The 18974-nt window shown below is 35.5% G+C and carries 15 protein-coding genes and 1 tRNA gene; 7 read left to right on the forward strand and 9 right to left on the reverse strand.

The features are described from left to right. Positions 1–16: 16 nt before the first annotated feature. Genes MWU65_RS07760 through MWU65_RS07770 form a run of 3 tightly spaced genes read right to left on the reverse strand, consistent with a single transcriptional unit; the run spans position 17 to position 4756 of the window. Complete coding sequence (locus MWU65_RS07760; RefSeq protein ID WP_247076702.1) at positions 17–1483, reverse strand: tagaturonate reductase; 1467 nt, start codon at positions 1481–1483, stop codon at positions 17–19. An 8-nt stretch (positions 1484–1491) separates the two neighbouring features. Then, positions 1492–3144, reverse strand: coding sequence for an altronate dehydratase family protein (locus tag MWU65_RS07765; RefSeq protein WP_247076704.1), 1653 nt, complete (start codon positions 3142–3144; stop codon positions 1492–1494). A 43-nt stretch (positions 3145–3187) separates the two neighbouring features. Beyond that, positions 3188–4756 (reverse strand): sulfatase, encoded by a 1569-nt coding sequence (locus MWU65_RS07770; RefSeq protein ID WP_247076706.1) that lies wholly within the window; start codon positions 4754–4756, stop codon positions 3188–3190. A 333-nt stretch (positions 4757–5089) separates the two neighbouring features. Between MWU65_RS07770 and MWU65_RS07775 the strand changes: the two genes are divergently transcribed. After that, positions 5090–6649, forward strand: coding sequence for a M28 family peptidase (locus MWU65_RS07775; RefSeq protein ID WP_247076708.1), 1560 nt, complete (start codon positions 5090–5092; stop codon positions 6647–6649). A gap of 113 nt (positions 6650–6762) precedes the next feature. Here MWU65_RS07775 and MWU65_RS07780 read toward each other — a convergent pair. Further along, positions 6763–6838, reverse strand: a tRNA-His gene (locus MWU65_RS07780). A 249-nt stretch (positions 6839–7087) separates the two neighbouring features. Here MWU65_RS07780 and MWU65_RS07785 point away from each other — a divergent pair. Further along, complete coding sequence (locus MWU65_RS07785) at positions 7088–9178, forward strand: HAMP domain-containing sensor histidine kinase (RefSeq protein WP_247076710.1); 2091 nt, start codon at positions 7088–7090, stop codon at positions 9176–9178. 5 nt (positions 9179–9183) lie between these two features. Here the strand turns inward: MWU65_RS07785 and bshB1 are convergent, their stop codons facing one another. Together bshB1 and MWU65_RS07795 are read right to left on the reverse strand one after the other, a co-directional pair. Then, a complete protein-coding gene (gene bshB1 / locus MWU65_RS07790; protein ID WP_247076712.1) occupies positions 9184–9900 on the reverse strand; it encodes a bacillithiol biosynthesis deacetylase BshB1 in 717 nt (238 codons plus the stop codon). Between the two features lie 10 nt (positions 9901–9910). Then, the gene (locus tag MWU65_RS07795; RefSeq protein ID WP_247076714.1) at positions 9911–11062 is read right to left on the reverse strand and encodes a PLP-dependent aspartate aminotransferase family protein; all 1152 of its coding nucleotides are present in this window, start codon (positions 11060–11062) and stop codon (positions 9911–9913) included. Positions 11063–11210: 148 nt separating this feature from the next. On the opposite strand from MWU65_RS07795, the gene MWU65_RS07800 reads away from it, so the two are divergent. Beyond that, positions 11211–12002, forward strand: a complete 792-nt coding sequence (locus tag MWU65_RS07800) for a membrane metalloprotease (RefSeq protein WP_247076716.1) — start codon at positions 11211–11213, stop codon at positions 12000–12002. Between the two features lie 3 nt (positions 12003–12005). Here the strand turns inward: MWU65_RS07800 and ccsA are convergent, their stop codons facing one another. Together ccsA and MWU65_RS07810 are read right to left on the reverse strand one after the other, a co-directional pair. Beyond that, on the reverse strand, positions 12006–15176 hold the full coding sequence (ccsA, locus tag MWU65_RS07805; RefSeq protein WP_247076718.1) for a cytochrome c biogenesis protein CcsA: 3171 nt from the start codon (positions 15174–15176) through the stop codon (positions 12006–12008). A 108-nt stretch (positions 15177–15284) separates the two neighbouring features. Beyond that, a complete protein-coding gene (locus tag MWU65_RS07810; protein WP_247076720.1) occupies positions 15285–15683 on the reverse strand; it encodes a group III truncated hemoglobin in 399 nt (132 codons plus the stop codon). Positions 15684–15779: 96 nt separating this feature from the next. On the opposite strand from MWU65_RS07810, the gene MWU65_RS07815 reads away from it, so the two are divergent. Genes MWU65_RS07815 through MWU65_RS07830 form a run of 4 tightly spaced genes read left to right on the forward strand, consistent with a single transcriptional unit; the run spans position 15780 to position 18044 of the window. Further along, positions 15780–16151 (forward strand): hypothetical protein, encoded by a 372-nt coding sequence (locus tag MWU65_RS07815; protein ID WP_247076721.1) that lies wholly within the window; start codon positions 15780–15782, stop codon positions 16149–16151. 32 nt (positions 16152–16183) lie between these two features. Further along, positions 16184–16948: a Rossmann-like and DUF2520 domain-containing protein gene (locus MWU65_RS07820; protein ID WP_247076723.1), complete on the forward strand. Its 765-nt coding sequence runs from the start codon at positions 16184–16186 to the stop codon at positions 16946–16948. After that, on the forward strand, positions 16932–17459 hold the full coding sequence (locus MWU65_RS07825) for an HAD hydrolase family protein (RefSeq protein WP_247076725.1): 528 nt from the start codon (positions 16932–16934) through the stop codon (positions 17457–17459). The genes MWU65_RS07820 and MWU65_RS07825 overlap by 17 nt, the downstream gene beginning before the upstream one ends. A 3-nt stretch (positions 17460–17462) precedes the next feature. Further along, positions 17463–18044: a Maf family nucleotide pyrophosphatase gene (locus tag MWU65_RS07830; protein WP_247076727.1), complete on the forward strand. Its 582-nt coding sequence runs from the start codon at positions 17463–17465 to the stop codon at positions 18042–18044. A gap of 304 nt (positions 18045–18348) precedes the next feature. Here MWU65_RS07830 and MWU65_RS07835 read toward each other — a convergent pair whose 3' ends face one another. Next, positions 18349–18873 carry a hypothetical protein gene (locus MWU65_RS07835; RefSeq protein WP_247076729.1) on the reverse strand — a complete coding sequence of 175 codons (525 nt, stop codon included), beginning with the start codon at positions 18871–18873 and terminating at the stop codon, positions 18349–18351. Between the last annotated feature and the right edge of the window lie 101 nt (positions 18874–18974).

The raw sequence follows: 18974 nt of genomic DNA on the forward strand, positions 1-18974 counted from the left end.
CTTCCTAGTGCCACTGTTAAAACTGTAAAATTGCATTGTTAATTCCTTCTTTTTCAATCTGAAACAAATAGGAAGTTACTTGGGCAGCTAATCCCTCAACTTCTGTTAAATCTTGTCCCCAAAAACTAGTGTTAGACAATACTGCAGTAACCAAAACAAACATGCTTTCCTCTGTTCCTGCGTATGTAGACCAAGCTTCCGTAAAGAAGGTCAAAACAGAGCTATCATCTTGTAATGGAATTGGGACTCCGTTTCTATCCCCTTTGTAAAAACGAATCAAAGCTGCCAAGGAAAAGGTTAATCGTTTGGGCAATTCTCCAGTGTTTTTTAGGTAATCTAGCACCGAAGGCAATACCCTAGTTTTGTATTTTGAAATTGAGTTTAAGGAAATACTTAAAAGTTTATGTTCTAAAAATGGGTTTTTAAAACGGTCTAACACGTCATTAGCGAAATCTAGAACGGCTGCTTGTGGTAAATCTAGTGTAGGGCAAATTTCCTGAAACATAGCCTGTCTTAAAAACTCACCAACAACTTTATTTTCAACACTTTGTCGCACATAGTCTATACCAGCCAAATAACCTACTGGTACCAAAGATGTATGGGCGCCATTTAATATTTTCACTTTTTGTGTCCGGTACGGTTGCAAATTTTTTGTAAAAATCACATTTAAGTCAGCCGCCTTCGCCGGAAATTCATTTTCAACGAAATCTGGTCCTTCTATCACCAGCAAATGAAACTGTTCCCCTTCAACAAGCAATTGATCCTTATACCCCAATGCTTTAGTGATTTCAGCACTTCTATTCGCTGGATATCCCGGGACAATTCGATCTACCAAGGTATTACAAAACACATTAGCTGTGGTGATCCACACTATAAAATTTTCCTCTAACTTCCAGTTCTTGGCGTGTTTTAAAACGATATTTTGCAACTGGCTGCCATTGTCCTCCACCAACTCACAGGGAATAACAATAAGCCCCTTATCTGCTTGTCCATTGAAAAACTGATAACGCTTGTACAAAAGGGCGGTTAGTTTCCCTGGAAAGCTTTCTTGTGGCGTATCTGTTAATTGATCGGTTTTGGTATACACAATTCCTGCTTCTGTAGTGTTCGAGAACACAAAACGCAAATCAGGATTTTTTGCTTGCTCAAAATAGGTTGAAAAATCACTATAAGGGCTTAGTGTATCTTGAACAGCATCTATAAGGACATTGTTACTTAGTACAGCTCCTTTTTTTATTCCGTTCAGGCATACCGTATACAATGAATCTTGTGATTTAAAGAGGGGGATTTGTCCTGCACCTTTTCTCGCTTTAAGCATAAGAATGCCAGCATTGAAAGCTACCGTCTTGTTCATCTCCTGGATCATCCAATCGATAAAGGCACGAAGAAAATTTCCATCGCCATATTGTAAAATTTTAATGGGATAGCTTTTTGCAACTACTTGTTTCCTATTTAGCAAAGGGTATGGGGTGTTTGTACTCATTTGTTTTTTTATAGTGATACCCCTCTTTTCCAAGGAATAAAATCATTGTTACCTTTTAAAACTGCTTTTGCCATTGTTTTTCCACTAGCGATGTCTATAAGGTGATCTAACACTTTCTCTCCCATACTTTGTATAGAATCTTCACCACTTATTACAGTACCGGCATTGATATCTATAATATCATTCATCTTGTTAAACAGGGCCGTATTACTAGATAATTTAATTACGGGTGCAATAGGGTTTCCAGTGGGTGTACCCAAACCAGTGGTAAAGACCACCACAGTACATCCAGAACCCACCAAGCCCGTAGTGCTCTCTACATCATTACCTGGTGTACAAAGTAGATTTAAACCTCCCGTGGCGACTTTCTCTGTATAATCCAAAACATCTACAATTGGAGAGGTACCTCCTTTTTTGGCTGCACCAGCAGATTTCATAGCATCCGTAATTAAGCCGTCTTTTATATTCCCCGGTGACGGATTTTTATCAAAGCCCGAACCAACGGCAATGGCCTTTTTTGAATAGGCTCTCATTAAGCTTGAAAATTTTTCAGCTAAAGGCTTTGAAGCACATCGATTTAACAATTCTTGTTCCACCCCATTTAATTCCGGAAATTCTGATAATACGGGGGAACCTCCTAAGGCTACTAATAGGTCCGAAGCGTAGCCCAAAGCAGGATTTGCTGAAATTCCAGAAAACCCGTCGGATGCACCACATTCCAAGCCTAAAATTAGTTTTGATAAAGGGGCTGGTTTCCGGGTTATTTCATTGGCTTGTATTAAACCTGTAAATGTAAGTTTAACAGCATCTTCAATAAAAGAACGTTCGTTTTTGCTTTGCTGTTGCTCTAAATAATGTATCGGTTTCGAAAAATTAGGATCCCTTTGCGCAATGGCTTTTTGTAAAATTGAAGTTTCTGCATTTTGGCAACCTAAACTTAAAATGGTTGCTCCCGCAACATTGGCATTTGTAATGTAGCCTGCCAGTAAATTGCATAAGGTAGTGGCATCATCTCTGGTACCCCCACAACCGCCATTGTGTCTTAAAAATTTAATACCGTCTACATTAGGGAATACTCTATTTTTTTGTTCCTCTTCTTTGGTTTGTACAATAGATAAGTCTAATAATTCTTGGGTGCTTGCCCCATTTTTGTAGTGATTAATTAAGGCCTGTGTATCTACATTAAAATCCTTATTTACAATATACCCCAAGGCTTCAGACATGGCGCTTTCAATGACATCTAAGTTTCTGTTTTCACAAAAAACCATTGGAATAACAAGCCAATAATTGGCTGTACCTACACTTCCGTCTTCCCGATGGTACCCATTAAAAGTTTTGTCTTTATATTTTGTTATGGCTGGTGCGCTCCAATTAAATCCGCTTTTTTCCACTTCATAGGAGGTAGATGCATGGACCACATTTGTGGTTGTTATGGTAGATCCCTTGGCTATGAATGCTGTTGCCTTGCCCACAAGCACACCATACATATAAATTTCATCCCCTATCTTAAAATCAACCAAAGCAAATTTATGTTTGGCTTTAATATCTTCCTTTAAAAAAAATAGCTCTCCCTTAACAGTTACTTCTTCTCCCGCAAACATATCCTGTAAAGCTACTATTACAGTATCTTTACGATCGAGTTGCACATACTTATTTGCCATACTATTTGTAGTAAATTATACCGTTTGAGGTTGGTTAGCTGTACTAAAGTTCTGATTCAATAATAGCTTGCATTTCTGGATATTCCTTATCTAAATCTTTATATTTTTTTCGCTCTTTAACAAGTTCTTTTTTCATTTTCTTAATGATGAGGGCATATTCTGCTTCATGAATTGCATTATAGCCTTCTTTAGGATCCTTTTCCAAATCATAAAATTCCCATTGAGGAGCTGTCGTTTCCATAGACGTACCTTTCTTTCCTAAAGGCTGACCATAAAACAATGCTAATTTGTAACGTTCATTTCGAATGCCAAAATGTGCGGGTCTGTCTGGGGTGTGCAACCAGTATCTGTAATACATTTGCGTTCTCCAGTTTTGAGGAGTATTTCCCTTTAAATTCTCTCTAAAACTCTCGCCTTGTACAAATTTCGGCTTTTTAATACCTGCATAGTCAGCCAATAGCGCTGCAAAATCAATATTTAAAATAATATCATCAATTCGTTTTCCTCCTTTAATTTCCTTGGGATATCGGATAACAAAAGGCATTTGTAATGACTCTTCATAAATTAACCGCTTATCAAAAAAACCGTGTTCCCCTAAAAAATAACCTTGATCGGCCGTATAGACAACCACCGTATTGTCAGCGATACCTTCTTCTTCTAAATAATCTAAAAGTTTACCAATATTATCATCAATGGCAGCCCCACAACGTAAAAAATCTTTTACAAATTTTTGATAAATCTTTTTGCGTTTTGCTATACTATCTAATCCGTCTAAAGGATAAGGCAACCCAGGGTATGAAGTCCAAAATTTATCAGGATTCTCCGTAGCTTGTTTCCATCGTTCGGCTAAATTCTCTAATTTTTGGCCTTTAAAAGTTCTTCCTGTCACACTTTTATCAAAATCGAATAAAGAAGCTGGTTCTGGTAGGTCTTGGTCTTTGTACAAATGTGCTAATCTTTCAGGATATTCAAAAGGCTCATGGGTTGCCTTAAAATTACACATCATCATAAAAGGCTTGCTCTTATCTCTTTCTTTAAGATGGTTTATTGTTAACTCTGTAATCACATCCGTAGAAAATCCTTTATATACTTTTCCTTTGGCACTACTATAACCATCTTCCCAATTTTCTTTTTCCTTTAAGATAGGATCCCAATATCTACCTTGCCCCGGTAGCACATTAAAATAATCAAATCCCTCTGGCTGTTTTACTAAATGCCACTTACCAATTAAGGCGGTTTGATAACCACTTTCAGTAAGCTCTCTGGCTATATTAGGATGACCAGTAGGTAAAGGTTCGCTAAGGGTATACACTTCATTCATGTGGCTGTACTGTCCGGTTAAAACACTGGCTCTACTAGGCGTACATATAGAGTTGGTGCAAAATACATTTTCTAAAATAGCACCTTCATTTGCGATTCGTTTTATGTTTGTATTCTGAACATAGTCTTCTAAGATTCCGCCGTAAATCCCCCAAGATTGCGACGTATGATCATCCGAAAAAATAAATAATATGTTTGGTCTGTCGGTGGTTTTTTGAGCCATAATTTTCACACTAAAGAGCAGCAAAAAAACCGCGGTGTAAATGATGGTGGTAGAATTTTTTAATTTCATAAAGTTTAGGTTTAATTAATCCTTAAAATAACAACATAAAAAACATTTAAAAAAGAGGATAATTGTGTGTTTTATTGCGTCATTTTAAAGCTATAGGATAAATATAATGGAAACAGACTACAATTTTAACCTTATAATCGGTTTTTCACACTATTTAATTGCCATAAATTAATTCTTATCATTACATAAATAGCGGATTAAAATGTCAATTTCAAACAATAGTTCAATAAAATTGAAAGATGTATAATTTATCCTTAGTCTACACCCTAGTAGTATATTAATTCCCATTTTTTTAGTACTTTTCCAAAGACAAGAACAAATAAATTATTTAATATGAAAAAAATAGCATTTATAGCCTTAGCATTGGCTGTAAGCTGTAATTCTACACAGAAGACAACAAGCGACTCAAAAATTAGCAAAACTGTAGCAGTAAATCCAACTACATATGCACAAACAATTACAGAAGGGGAATTAAAAACGCACCTATACATCTATGCTTCTGATGAATTTGAAGGTCGTGAGGCTGGAAAACCAGGACAGAAAAAAGCGATAGAATACTTAAGAAATGAGTATAAAAAACTAGGAATACAGGCTGCCAAGGCAGATGGAGACTATTTCCAAGATGTTCCTTTAGAAATTTCTAAACTACCAACAGGCACATTAACTGTTAACGGTAAAGATTATGTTTTAGGAGAAGATTATGTATCCACTACAGCAGCCATAGGCAATTATGATGCCATTGTATATGTGGGGTACGGCATCGAAGAAGGTTCCTATTCTGATTACAGTAACTTAGATGTTAAGGGTAAAATAGTATTCGCAAAAACAGGAGAGCCTAAAAAGGCCGATGGTACGTATGTATTATCTGGTTCAACCGAGCAATCGGATTGGAGTAAAGAATCAGATGCCTTGGGCAAACGCGCTGAACTTGCTCAAGAAAAAGGAGCAAATGGCATTATTTTTTATGATGAAAATTTATTTCCTAGATTCCAACAGTTTTTTGCACGAATGCAGAAAAGTGGTAGAGAAAGAGTTTCTTTAAAGCCTGCAACTCCTAATAGTTTTGCAACCTTATTAGTTGGTTCTAATTTAGCAAGTACCCTAGTTAAAGATATTGCATCTACACATACCCCTAAATCAATTGCAACCGATTTAAAACTAAATTTAGTAAGTGGAAACACGGATGTAAAATCTGAAAATGTAGTTGCCGTTATTAAAGGTTCTGAAAAACCAAACGAATATTTGGTAATCTCTTCTCACCTAGACCATATAGGCATAAATAAAGATGGCGAAATAAATAATGGTGCAGATGATGATGGTTCTGGTACAGTTGCTTTATTAGAGATAGCGCAAGCATTTAGAACTGCAGAATTAGCTGGGAATGGACCAAAACGTTCTGTAGTGTTTTTACATGTTACTGCTGAAGAAAAAGGACTATTAGGATCACAACACTATACGGATGTAGACCCTATCTTTCCTCTAGAGCAAACCGTAGCCAATTTAAATATTGATATGGTTGGTAGAATAGATCCTAAACGTGAGGGCGACAGAAATTACATATACCTTATTGGCGCTGATAAATTAAGTAGTGAATTACACAACTTATCAGAAGAAGTAAATACAAAGTATATGAACATAGAGTTAGATTACACCTACAATGATGAAAACGATCCAAACCGTTTTTACTACAGAAGTGATCACTACAACTTTGCTAAAAATAACATTCCTATTATTTTCTATTTTAACGGAACTCATGATGATTACCACCAACCTGGTGACACTCCAGATAAGATAAATTACGACTTGTTAGAAAATAGATCAAGACTAGTTTTCTATACCGCTTGGGAAATTGCAAATCGCGCAGAAAGGCTTGTGGTTGATAAAGCTGAATAAAGAATTGTAATACCAATAAAAAGTAAAGCCTTCGTTAACGCGAAGGCTTTTTCTTTTTTCCAATATTTAGGAAACAAAAAAGCCTTATCAAAATTGATAAGGCTTTGCTTTTTGGGTGGAAGACCGGGTTCGAACCGGCGACCCTCGGTACCACAAACCGATGCTCTAACCAGCTGAGCTACAACCACCATTTGTAAGCGGTTGCAAAGGTAATTTTTTTTACTTTATCTATCAAAAAAAATAGATAATATTTTCATATTAAACACAAATAAAACTGTACACTGTTCGTTATGAGAATGAATACTTGGTATAATCCTTTAATAACATCGATGAAACACACAAAAAACACCATCAAACACATAAAATATGGTGTTTCACAACATTATTTAGTAATTCATCAAGCCTCTATTTAAATTCACAGAAATTATTAAAAATTCAATGCTCTCAATAAGCGCCCATAAATTGCGAATCATCTACCTAAAGAAAATTTTAGCTATTGTAACTATTATAAGCATCTACACACAAGCTGCTGTACTGCATGCGTCTATAACATCGAGTTCGTCATTTACATTTGAGTTAAACTCAAAAAAATCAGAAACCGCAAAAGATACAACATACATCAAGGCTCTCAATGAAAAAGCGTTACATCTAAGGTACTTCAAAACGGATAGTCTTTTATTTTTCGCAAACAAAGCATTACATCTAAGTGAAGAAATTAAGTATACAGCTGGGAAAAGTAATGCGCTTCTATTGCTTGCCAATTATCATTCAGATCATGGGAATAACAAAGAGGCTATTAGCTATTACAAGAAGGCTTTAACTGAAAGCAAAAATATATCTGGTTCAAATATTCAATTGGCTATTATGAATAGTTTTGCGCGTTCTTATTACTATAATGGCAACTATGCAAAATCGCTTTCCATTTATTTGGAAGCTGTAGAATTGGCTACTGATGCAGGCAACTTAAAAATGTTGGCTGTTATGAATGAAAACATTGCTAATTTATACAAGGCTCAAAAAGATTATGAGCAAGCCCTCGTCTTTTTAAAAAAATCCATAAAATTAAATGATAGTATTGCCAATGATCTAAATTCTGCTAAAACGTATAGCAATTTTGCCTCAGTATATGGTGAGATCGGAAATTTTGAGCACGCCATGTTCAATATTAACAAGAGTATCACAATTTTTGAAGAGTATAATAATATCCGGTGGATTGCACACTCTTATAGAATTAAGGGCGATATTTATCTGAAACAACAAAAATACGATTGGGCAATTCGCTGGTACGATCAAAGCGCACTACTCTACAATAAAATTAAAAACAATAGAGGTAAAATAGAACTACTAAATGGTTTATCTTACGCTTACTACGGTCTTGAAAAGGATAGTATATCTGAGGTTTATGCTGTAGAAGCCTATACAAAAGCTCAAAACATTAATTCCATATCAAATGTTGAAATTGCGTCCAATATCCTGTATAAAATTGGAAAGAGAAAGCATGACTATGAAAACGCGCTGACATACCTAGAGGTTTATAAACAAGTAACAGATTCTCTCTCTAAAACAGAAAACGGGCATAGCCTACGCATGTTAAAAACCAAAATGGACAGAGATAGCCAAAAAGAGACATCTGCTGTTGTGAGCAAGTTAGAGCTTGCAAAAAAACAGAGTTTCGTGTATATTATAATTGCTATTTTACTTATTTGGAGTGTAATTACCTTTATGATGTCTAAAAGTAGAAAAGCACATAAAAAACTAAACACAGAATTGCAATTAAAGCAGGTGGTCCTGCAAAACAGAGAGGAAGAATTAGAAGAAATAAACCAAACAAAAGACAAGTTGTTTTCTATCATTGCCCATGATTTAAGAGGTCCTATTGGTGCATTACTAGATGTACTTAATATGATGAAATCTGGAGACATTGCAATCTCTGAATTTAGAGATTTTGTTCCGAAGTTGATAAAAGATGTTGACCATATTTCATTTACCTTAAACAACCTGCTCTCTTGGGGGCAAACACAAATGAATGGTGCCACAACCAATTCTACTACAGTTGAACTAAACTCTTTAGTTGAAAACAATATTAACTTACTTGCTGAAACGGCGAAAAACAAGTCCATAATTTTAGTCAATGAAATGCCAGAAAGGCTTCACATTTTCTCTGATCCAGACCAAATAGATATTGTGATTCGAAACATCATTAGCAATGCGTTAAAATTTACACCAAAAGGGGGTGTTATAACGGTTGATGCCCAAGTAAAGTACCAATTTATAGAAGTCACTATAAAAGATACAGGAATAGGCATGAGTGATGAGGCCTTAAACAAAGTATTTGCGCAAAACGGAACCTATACAACCTTTGGCACAAACAATGAAAAAGGTACAGGTTTAGGCATTTCGTTATGTAAAGAAATGCTAGAAAACAACGGTGGCAATTTATGGGCAAAAAGTAAAATTGGCAAAGGAACTAGCTTTTATTTTACCATTCCTAAAGGCCAGGACAATTACCACCAACAAATTGCGGGTTAATACGATTAGATTAAATCATCTAGACTTTCTACAGCTACATATCGTTCTACTGTAAATCCTTCGGCATGCTCTACCCCTATTAATCTACCCAAATCTCTAGCTCTATAGGTTACACTATCTATAAAATTAGGACTACTTATAGGCGTTTGCGGGGCATCGCTTTTGGCATCAAAAAATTGAGAATCATACGCCAATACAGCCTTTAATTTTGTTTCAATATATCCCGTAACATCAACTACAAAATCGGGTTCAATATTTTTCCATTGAATATAATGATACACCAGCTTTGGACGCCATTTTTCTTGGGCCACACCATTGATAGCCGTTGTAATTTTCATCAATCCACTTAAAAAACAAGCATCACTCACCAATTTACTCCCCTTACCGTGATCTATATGCCTATCCTCTATTGCATTACACAATACAATTTCTGGTTTATATTTACGAATCATTTTTATCACTTCCAATTGATGCTTCGTATCATTCTTAAAAAAACCATCTGCAAATTCTAAATTTTCACGCACAACTACTCCTAAAATTGCAGCTGCTGCTTTGGCTTCTTTATCTCGTTTTTCTGCAGAACCTCTAGTACCTAGTTCTCCTTTAGTTAAGTCTACAAATCCAACTTTTTTTCCTTTGGCAATTTCTTTCGCTACCGTTGCTCCTGCTCCTAATTCTGCATCGTCAGGGTGTGCTCCAAATACCAATATATCTAATTTCATACTGCTTATTTTATTTTACTTTTTCTAAAGCTTGTTCAATATCCTTAATAAGGTCTTCTACTTCTTCTATTCCTATTGAAAACCGGATTAAGCCATCTTTAATACCTTGTTTTTCTCTTTCTTGGGGACTCAATAACGAATGAGATGTTTGCGTAGGTGACAGCATAGTGCTTTCTACACCCGCCAAGCTCATGGAAGGTTTAATTAATTCCAAGGCTCTTTGAAAGTCCATAGCATCTATGTCGGTATTTAATTCAAAAGATAACATCCCTCCAAAACCACGCATTTGAGATTTTGCCAATTCATGATCGGGATGCGAAGGCAACCCTGGATAATACACTTTATAAATATCGCTATGATTGTATAAATATTCGGCCATTCGTTGGGCATTTTCATTTTGGGCTTTTACCCGTATCCCCATTGTTTTTATACTCCTTTCTAGCAACCACACCGTATAATCACTTAAACTGCCTCCAAAATTCTTAGCCAGTTGAAAAATTCTATTTATGTGTTCCTTTGTAGATGCAACAGCCCCTGCACAGATGTCTGAATGCCCCCCCATGTATTTGGTTGCGCTATGAATAATTACATCAATGCCAAAATCTGCCGGATTTTGATTCACCGGACTAGCAAATGTATTGTCTATCATAGATACCAAATTATGCTTTTTAGCCAAGGCTGAAATAGCACTCAGGTCTGTTATGGTCAATAAAGGATTGGATGGTGTTTCTATATAAAGTACCTTGGTATTAGATCGTATTTTTTTTTCAAAATCTGAAGACTGCAATCCGTCCGTAAACGAAAATTCGATCCCGAATTTTTCAAACTCCTCTTGCACCAAATTATAGGTGCCACCGTATAAGGTTTTTTGCAAAACCACATGATCCCCCGCTTTTAAAAAAGCAAATAAAGCTGTACTTATTGCGGCCATACCACTACCAAAAATTAAAACAGCCTCACACTTTTCAAGGGCAGCTATTTTTTTTGATAATGCCTCTTGGTTAGGGGTATTAAAATATCGAGGGTACCTTTTTACATCTACCCCATCAAAAGCATAGGAAGAACTCATATAGAGCGGAGAAACCGCCCCTTTAAATTGTGTATCTTCTAGTTCTCCAAAATGTGTACAAATGGTATTAATTCCTGGCTTATTGTTCTGCATTTCAACTTCGTTTTTAAGTTTCAGAATGGTTTATGTCTCCCTTCAAAGTTACAAATTTAGTAGGTATTCTACGGTAATAAATCCAAACTGTACTATTCATCGCAAGTAAACGTTATACGTATAGATGATATCCTTAAAAACCGGGACTATGAACAACATAAAATTCACCCTAATATACCTATTCTCCCTTCTTTTAAGTGCCTGTTCTACAACCGGTACTGATACTTTAAGCGAAACGGAGGAATCCTTTACCGCAGTGGACAAAACATTAAATAAACAAGAAACCGGAAGCGCTGCAAACGACCTGCTATCTGATGAAAATTACGATAAGATTGTGTATGAGCTCTTTTATGTGAAAGGGTTTAAACCAACAGAAGAGACCATCACTAATTTTAAAACTTTTATTACAGAAAGACTAAATAAACCCAAAGGGTCTGAATTAATACTCGAAGAAATTACAGTTCCCTATAAGGAAACCTATACTGTATCGGAGATTAAAGCCATAGAAGACAACATACGTACCAAATATAATTTTGGAAAAGAAATTGCTGTTTTTGGGTTATTTTTAGATGGTGACTATTCCGGAAACACAGAAAATGGCTCAGTCTTAGGAATTGCCTATCGCAATACTTCTTTTGTAGTTTTTGAAAACACGGTAAAGCGGTTTAGTCGCCAACCATTGGCTCCAAGTACAACTACACTAACGTCTACGGTACTAAACCATGAATTTGCTCACTTATTGGGCTTAGTAAACCTAGGGTCACCCATGCAAACTACACATCAAGATAAGGAACACAGCAAACACTGCTCCGTAGCAGATTGCCTTATGTATTGGACAGCTGAAACCGGTGAAGGGCTCCTTAATTCCATTAGCGGCGGAACAATCCCCACTCTAGATGCACAATGCCTTGCAGATCTAAAGGCCAATGGTGGCAAATAGTAATTATTTGGAGTAATTTACCTTATACCTCCAATAACTAACTGCACCAAGTACAAAAACACCAATAATAGTATAATATATAAATACCGGAGTAATTACCTGTGCTCCACTCGCATAACTATGCAAGCCTACCAAATAAAAATTCACACCAAAATAAGTCATCATAATACTGGCAAAGGCTATTACACTAAAAAAGTTAAACAACCAGCGGCTCCGTAAGCCAGGCACCAAACGCATATGAATAACAAAGGCATAGACCATAATAGAAACCAAAGCCCATGTTTCTTTAGGATCCCAACCCCAGTAACGACCCCAACTTTCATTGGCCCACATACCTCCTAGAAAATTCCCTATGGTAAGCATAACCAAACCAACTGTTAATACCAGTTCATTGATGATTGTTAACTCCTTAAGATTAATATCCATACGAGCTTTGTTTTTCTTATTGGTTAAAATAATAAGAATAAGCGAGGTCACGCCCAATATCATTCCAACGGTCAAAGGCCCGTAGCTTCCAACTATGATTGATACGTGTATCATTAACCAATAACTATCCAATACGGGTACTAAATTAGAAATGGATGGATCTACCCAGTTTTGATGTGCAATCCATAACAGCATAGCCGTTACAAAAGTTGCCGCTGCAATGGTTAGGTTACTTTTTCGAGCAAATAATAAGCCCATACCTAAGGTTGCCCAGGCTACATAGATAATACTTTCATAAGCATCACTCCAAGGTGCATGACCTGAAATATACCAGCGCAATACAAGTCCTGCAGTATGCCAAATAAATAATAAGAATATAGTTCCTTTTAAGAAATAAATGGCCACTCGCCAGATACTGCGATCTTTAAAAATCTGAAAAATAAGTACAAAGAATAATAATATTCCAAAAATAGCATAACTCTTGTAGAGAATATTAAAAATGTCTAGCTTATTATAAATAACTTCTGTTTCAATTTTTCTATCGGAAGGCAACACTTCTTTTCCGTGATTTTCCTGGTTTTTCTTAAAGGCTGCCAATAATTTATCTGCTTCTGTATAATCGCCCGATTCTTTGGCCTTTTGCAAGGTCATCATGTAATAGGGAATAGAATTTTTAATAAAATTACCATACAATGAATCCGATACAGGATATTGTCCTCCTCGATATTCTAAAGCTGAAATCCATTTGTTATTTTCATTGTCTAACAGCGGAAATATTTTTACAATTTCACCACTTAAAGCCCTGTTTAAAAGTCCTAAACGAATGTTTGCATCCTTGTAATCTTGCTGAAACTTATTTGGGTTATTGGTAGACGTAGCCTCCGTTAAAAAAGGCGACAGTTTGTAGTTTCCTTCTTCATCAAAGAATTCAATCAATTTGGCAGTTTTCCGATCCAATGGCACGCCTATAACGTGACGAATACTATCGTTCTGTCCCTTTTTATCTAAGGCAATAATATTGGTATTAGACCACAAAATTGGACTAGACATCATCGATAAAAATACCTGATCTGGATTTAGTCCTAAATACCCATTTTTAAGGCTTAATTTCCGGAGTAATTCAGAGGTAAAGGTATTGATAGGTTTCATTCGCCCACCATCATCTTGAATAACCAATTTTCCAAATGCTGCAGCGTGCTCTTTGGATACCGCTGAGGCTAAAATAATAGAATCTATTTGGTCTTGTGTAGGAATATCATTGTGCAAGTGGCTGTCTGCCACTTCCTGGGCTTGTATACCAAACAAAAACATTAAAAATAACAGCGCTGTCATTTTTGCTTTTTTAGCTTTCACTTTTTCAAGAGAAGCCCCTAAATCTTTAAATCTCGTTTTTCCAAAAAACATAATCCCCATTAAACCAGCGTACAGCATAAAATACCCTAAATACGTTATATTAGTTCCCCAAAAATCGTGATTAACTGAAAGTGTTGTTCCCTTTTCATCAGGATCAAAACCAGATTGAAAAAAGCGATATCCTTTGTGATCTAGTATATTATTCATGAAAATATCATAATCAAATGATTTTTCGTCTTCAACCGTAACCCTACTCATAAAAGAAGCATAGCCACTTTCTGTGCCTGGATATTTTTCGGCTATAAAATCATTCAATTTAATACCAAAAGGCAGGGTGTACACCTTAGAACCATAACTCAACACAAAATCTAATCCCCCTACATTAAACTCATCAGAATAAACTGCCATTCCTCTAGAGCCCAATAATTTTTTCTGTACCGTTTCTCCATTAGACGTAACATCTACGATTAATGCATCGGCCATATTTTCTGTACGTTCTTCGTCCGGAATACGTATAATTCCATTTTTTCCTTGCACCAAAGAATCGGGCATTACAAATTGCATGTTTGCCATTTGGTATAGGGAACGCAATTGTAATTTCTGTATGGTGTCTTTTTGAACCGTACCTTCTAACATATCCGCCATACGCATATAGGTCCCTTCAAAAGGAGATGAAATGGAATAAACAGAATCGGTTGCGGTAATATTAATTGCTCCGTCTGTAGGCCTGTTTAATGCAAACAAAACATTGTGTATACTTTGTACAACGCCTTCTTCTAAATAATGATCGTGTCTACCACCTTCACCAGATTCAACAATTTTTAAAAACCGGTTGCCTTCTTCCCCTATAATTAAACCTTCTTTTGCCCCGTCAATAAAACCAGCATAAGAAATGCTAAAATCTTGTCCTTTAAATTCATTAGCCACAGGAAAACTAGACATGATACCTTCGGATGTCACCAAAATAGGTTCTTGAATTTCTTTTTGCATCCTAGTACCGTCTGCATCGCCATAAACCAAGGCAGTGAAATAGGTTTTATCGGAATAAAAAACATTTTCTGTTGCTCCTTCCCGAATAGGCATCATTCCTTCAAAGCTAATATACCGGGTTACAAATGCACCAACAATAATAAAAATCCAAGACAAGTGTAAAAGTAAAACAGCCCATTTTTCTTTTCTAAAGAGCCTATACTTAAACATATTACCCATAAAGTTGATAACAAAAAATAGCATAATGGCTTCAAACCACAGCGTGTTGTAGATCCAAATTCTCGCGGTTGCTGTACTGTACCAACTTTCTATAAAGGTCCCAAAAGCCAAGGCAACAGCAAAGGCAATAAAAAGAAAAGACATTAAACGTGTAGAGAAAAAGAACTTCTTGATTAAATTTATCATTCTGACTGAAACTTAGTGAATCCGGTTCGCAAAAATACGTCCTTTTTACGACTTTTTACAAGACATAGCTTATTAAAAATGTTAATGAAAATACAATATTTTAGTTTTTTAATTTTCTTTATTCCTGGCCTGAAAAATATGAAGATGAATGTTTGTGCCCATGTTTCTAGCTCTGTTTTTAGCGATATTAGCATTATCTCCTTCAAAAAGCTCATCTAGAGTGGCAAACCAATGGTTTATCCAAATACCAAAATGCAATTCGTTAATGGTGTTATTTGTATAGTTATCTACTTCTTGATGTACTGCTATAGGGTTTCCCTTATAGGTGCCTCGTTCAATAAACAATTGGTTGCTCCAAAAGTCAGTCAAATGCTGCAAATGATGCTCCCAATCCGTAATGATTCCATTAAAAATTGGACCTAAAACTTTGTCTCCCCTTACTTTAGTGTAAAAAGTGGCTACCAATTCGTATACATCCTCCCTGCTTGTTAGTTCCTTCTTTTTCATGTAATATTGTATAACTTCGTATAATTAACTGATAAATGTAATAACATTGTAAAATTAAGAAACAACAGTTAATAAACACTAGTTAAACACAGAATTATGAATAACAACATTGTACTTAAAAATGGCCTCGGCACTTTTATTGTAAGCCTTTTTTTATGCTTATTTTTTAGTTGTTCTAATTCTGATACGCCTGTAGATGAAACTACGGTCCCCAAGGGAAATTGCTTGGAAAATGGCACAAAAAGTACAATTAGTGGCAATCACGGACATGTACTAACTGTTTCTAAAGCAGAGGTAGTTGCTGGTACAAGTAAAACGTATGACATTCAAGGTACTGCCGGTCATGCACATAGCGTTACCCTAACTTCTGAAGATTTTACAACTTTAAAAATCAACTTGTCTATTGTTATTGCCTCCACAACTGATGCTGGACACACCCATGCAATTACAATTGCTTGTGCAGAATAAAAAATTAAGCAGATAAACTGTACTTTTGCAGTATGATTAGCATAGTTATTATTGGATTAGGTAATATAGGGACCCATTTATACAAAGCCTTTAATAGTGCTGATGGCTTTACCGTTTCTCAGTTATACAATAGAACACAGAACAAATTAAACGCTTTTCCTAAAGCGCTAAATAGCACAACAGACCTCTCAAAACTAATTGAAGCTGATGTTTATATTATCGCTACTTCAGACGATTCTATTGATACCATATCATCTGCGTTGCCTTTTACTAATAAATTAGTGGTTCATACCTCAGGAAGCGTTCCTATACATGCATTGGCGAACAAAAATAGAAAAGGTTCTTTCTACCCCTTACAAACCTTTAGCAACGATACACCTATAAACTTTAAAGAAGTACCCATTTGTATTGAGGCCCAAAATACGTCCGATTTGCTTGTACTTCAGAACCTAGCTGAAAAACTATCGAACAAGGTCTTTCATATCACCTCAGAGCAACGTAAGTCCATGCATTTAGCTGCTGTTTTTGCAAACAATTTTACAAATCATATGTATTATATTGCTGAGCAAATATGTAAGGAAAATAATGTACCATTTACCATTTTATCCCCTTTACTTAAAGAAACAGCACAAAAACTGGATTCCCTATCGCCTTACAACGCGCAAACTGGACCTGCAAAACGCAATGATATTGGCACCATAGATCGCCATTTAAAAGAATTAACAAATACGAGCTACAAAGAAATATATACTGCAATTAGCAAATCAATTACCAACACCTATGAAAAAAAGTTATAAAGAATACTTGCATACTATTACCACATTTGTCTTTGATGTAGATGGCGTTTTCACAGACAACTCCATTTTAATTACGGAAAGTGGCGAATTATTGCGTAAAATGAGCGTAAAAGATGGTTATGCTTTAAAAACGGCGATAGACAAAGGATTTAATGTTTGTATTATTTCAGGAGGAACAAGTGAAGGTGTACGGGCACGATTTAAAGGTTTAGGCGTTACTGACATCTATTTGGGAGCACACCATAAAACCATACAGCTCAATGAGTATTTAAACAACAAAAATATTGCGGCAGAAAACGTTTTGTATATGGGTGATGACTTGCCTGACATACCTCCAATGGAACTTATTGGAATGCCAACCTGCCCGCAAAATGCTGTGGCAGAAGTAAAAAATATAAGTAAATATATTTCCCATAAAAACGGAGGCGATGGTTGCGTGAGGGATGTCATTGAACAAGTTTTAAAAGTACAGGGAAAATGGTTTGATAATTTTAGTGCTAAAAACGATTAATAGATGCTTAAAGACACACTGAAAGACCATACGATTATTTTAGCCTCTGCTTCCCCGAGAAGACAGCAGTATTTTAAAGAGCTGGAATTGGATTTTAAAATTGTTTTAAAACCAGTTAAAGAACTATTCCCTAACCATTTACAAGAAGAGGAAATTACCAATTATCTGGCGCTATTAAAGGCAGCACCTTTTAAAAATGAACTGGTAGAAAATGATATTTTAATTACATCAGACACCATCGTTTGGCACAATAACGAACAACTGGGCAAGCCCAAGGATGAAGCAGAAGCTATTGCTATGTTGCAGAAACTATCCAATTCTTGGCATCGGGTAATTACTTCTGTTTGTTTTACAACAACAAACACTCAAAAAATAGTGCGTCACATCACCAAAGTGAAATTTAAAGCATTGCATTTAGATGAAATTAAACACTACGTAGCTAACTACAAACCACTAGATAAGGCTGGTGCATATGGGATTCAAGAATGGATAGGATTAATTGCTATTGAAGAAATACAAGGTTCCTACCCCAATGTTGTTGGGTTACCCACGCATTTGGTGTATAAAACCTTAGCATCTATTTAATTGGTCATTTATGCGGGGCCGTATAAGTGAAATTTTACTATTATAAAATAACCACAAAAGATAAGAATTAAATCTAAAAAAATAAGATCTTATCCTTTGTGGTTAAATACTGAGTTATGTAAGTTTACAAACCATTTAATTCAACAAAATAAATAATAAATGCTATGATTAAAAGGGTAAATGTAAATAATAGTATTTCACTTTTTATTTTTTTATTGTCTTTAAGGGCCTTCATAATATTTTTAATCCTAAGATGAAGCACATAAGCAACTAGCGGAAATAAGGTAATATATAAATACATAGCTTATGAAGTTGATTGTGACAAACAAATCCCAAAAGAAATCACCGCTATTGCAACACCAATTGGGCCTAAAAACCTTTTTGCAACTGCAGAGAATGCTTTTGTCATAGCCGCTACACTCCAAGTTGAAACAGACGAGCCTCCTAATGCCCATAGAGCATCTGCACCTATGGCAACAGCGGCACAAACTAGAAGGTCCCCACCATCTATTTTAGAGTAAATATTATCTCTATTTTTTGGGTTAAATTTGGAGAACTTATCATCTAAATTATCTTCAGGTGCATATAGACCACCTAATGCAATTGTTGCATTATCATCATTTACATCAATTGCTATATTATTTTTTTGTGCTAAGAATTTACCATACTCATTTAGCTTATTAGATATAAATAAAATTTTATTTGTTTGATCCTCAGATAAAGTTAATTCCCCATTTAAAAGTTTAATTTTATAATCTTCCAATGAAACGCCTTCAGGTTGACTTTCAAAAATTACCAAATCAATATCATTCTTTAGGTTATTTATCATCTCCTTGTAATCAATACTTGTAAAATTTTCAAATTCATTTTCATAAACTGATTCATCTCCATTACAGGAAGTTAAAATTATTAGAAAAGCTAAATAGCTTA

The sequence above is a fragment of the Cellulophaga sp. F20128 genome, from assembly GCF_023015805.1.
Taxonomy (GTDB): domain Bacteria; phylum Bacteroidota; class Bacteroidia; order Flavobacteriales; family Flavobacteriaceae; genus Cellulophaga.

What these genes read in the sequence shown, in the direction of transcription:
- MWU65_RS07760 (WP_247076702.1), bottom strand. Translation starts at nt 1,483, where the DNA reads ATGAGTACAAACACCCCATACCCTTTGCTAAATAGGAAACAAGTAGTT.
- MWU65_RS07765 (WP_247076704.1), bottom strand. Translation starts at nt 3,144, where the DNA reads ATGGCAAATAAGTATGTGCAACTCGATCGTAAAGATACTGTAATAGTA.
- MWU65_RS07770 (WP_247076706.1), bottom strand. Translation starts at nt 4,756, where the DNA reads ATGAAATTAAAAAATTCTACCACCATCATTTACACCGCGGTTTTTTTG.
- MWU65_RS07775 (WP_247076708.1), top strand. Translation starts at nt 5,090, where the DNA reads ATGAAAAAAATAGCATTTATAGCCTTAGCATTGGCTGTAAGCTGTAAT.
- MWU65_RS07785 (WP_247076710.1), top strand. Translation starts at nt 7,088, where the DNA reads ATGCTCTCAATAAGCGCCCATAAATTGCGAATCATCTACCTAAAGAAA.
- bshB1 (WP_247076712.1), bottom strand. Translation starts at nt 9,900, where the DNA reads ATGAAATTAGATATATTGGTATTTGGAGCACACCCTGACGATGCAGAA.
- MWU65_RS07795 (WP_247076714.1), bottom strand. Translation starts at nt 11,062, where the DNA reads ATGCAGAACAATAAGCCAGGAATTAATACCATTTGTACACATTTTGGA.
- MWU65_RS07800 (WP_247076716.1), top strand. Translation starts at nt 11,211, where the DNA reads ATGAACAACATAAAATTCACCCTAATATACCTATTCTCCCTTCTTTTA.
- ccsA (WP_247076718.1), bottom strand. Translation starts at nt 15,176, where the DNA reads ATGATAAATTTAATCAAGAAGTTCTTTTTCTCTACACGTTTAATGTCT.
- MWU65_RS07810 (WP_247076720.1), bottom strand. Translation starts at nt 15,683, where the DNA reads ATGAAAAAGAAGGAACTAACAAGCAGGGAGGATGTATACGAATTGGTA.
- MWU65_RS07815 (WP_247076721.1), top strand. Translation starts at nt 15,780, where the DNA reads ATGAATAACAACATTGTACTTAAAAATGGCCTCGGCACTTTTATTGTA.
- MWU65_RS07820 (WP_247076723.1), top strand. Translation starts at nt 16,184, where the DNA reads ATGATTAGCATAGTTATTATTGGATTAGGTAATATAGGGACCCATTTA.
- MWU65_RS07825 (WP_247076725.1), top strand. Translation starts at nt 16,932, where the DNA reads ATGAAAAAAAGTTATAAAGAATACTTGCATACTATTACCACATTTGTC.
- MWU65_RS07830 (WP_247076727.1), top strand. Translation starts at nt 17,463, where the DNA reads ATGCTTAAAGACACACTGAAAGACCATACGATTATTTTAGCCTCTGCT.
- MWU65_RS07835 (WP_247076729.1), bottom strand. Translation starts at nt 18,873, where the DNA reads ATGATAAATAACCTAAAGAATGATATTGATTTGGTAATTTTTGAAAGT.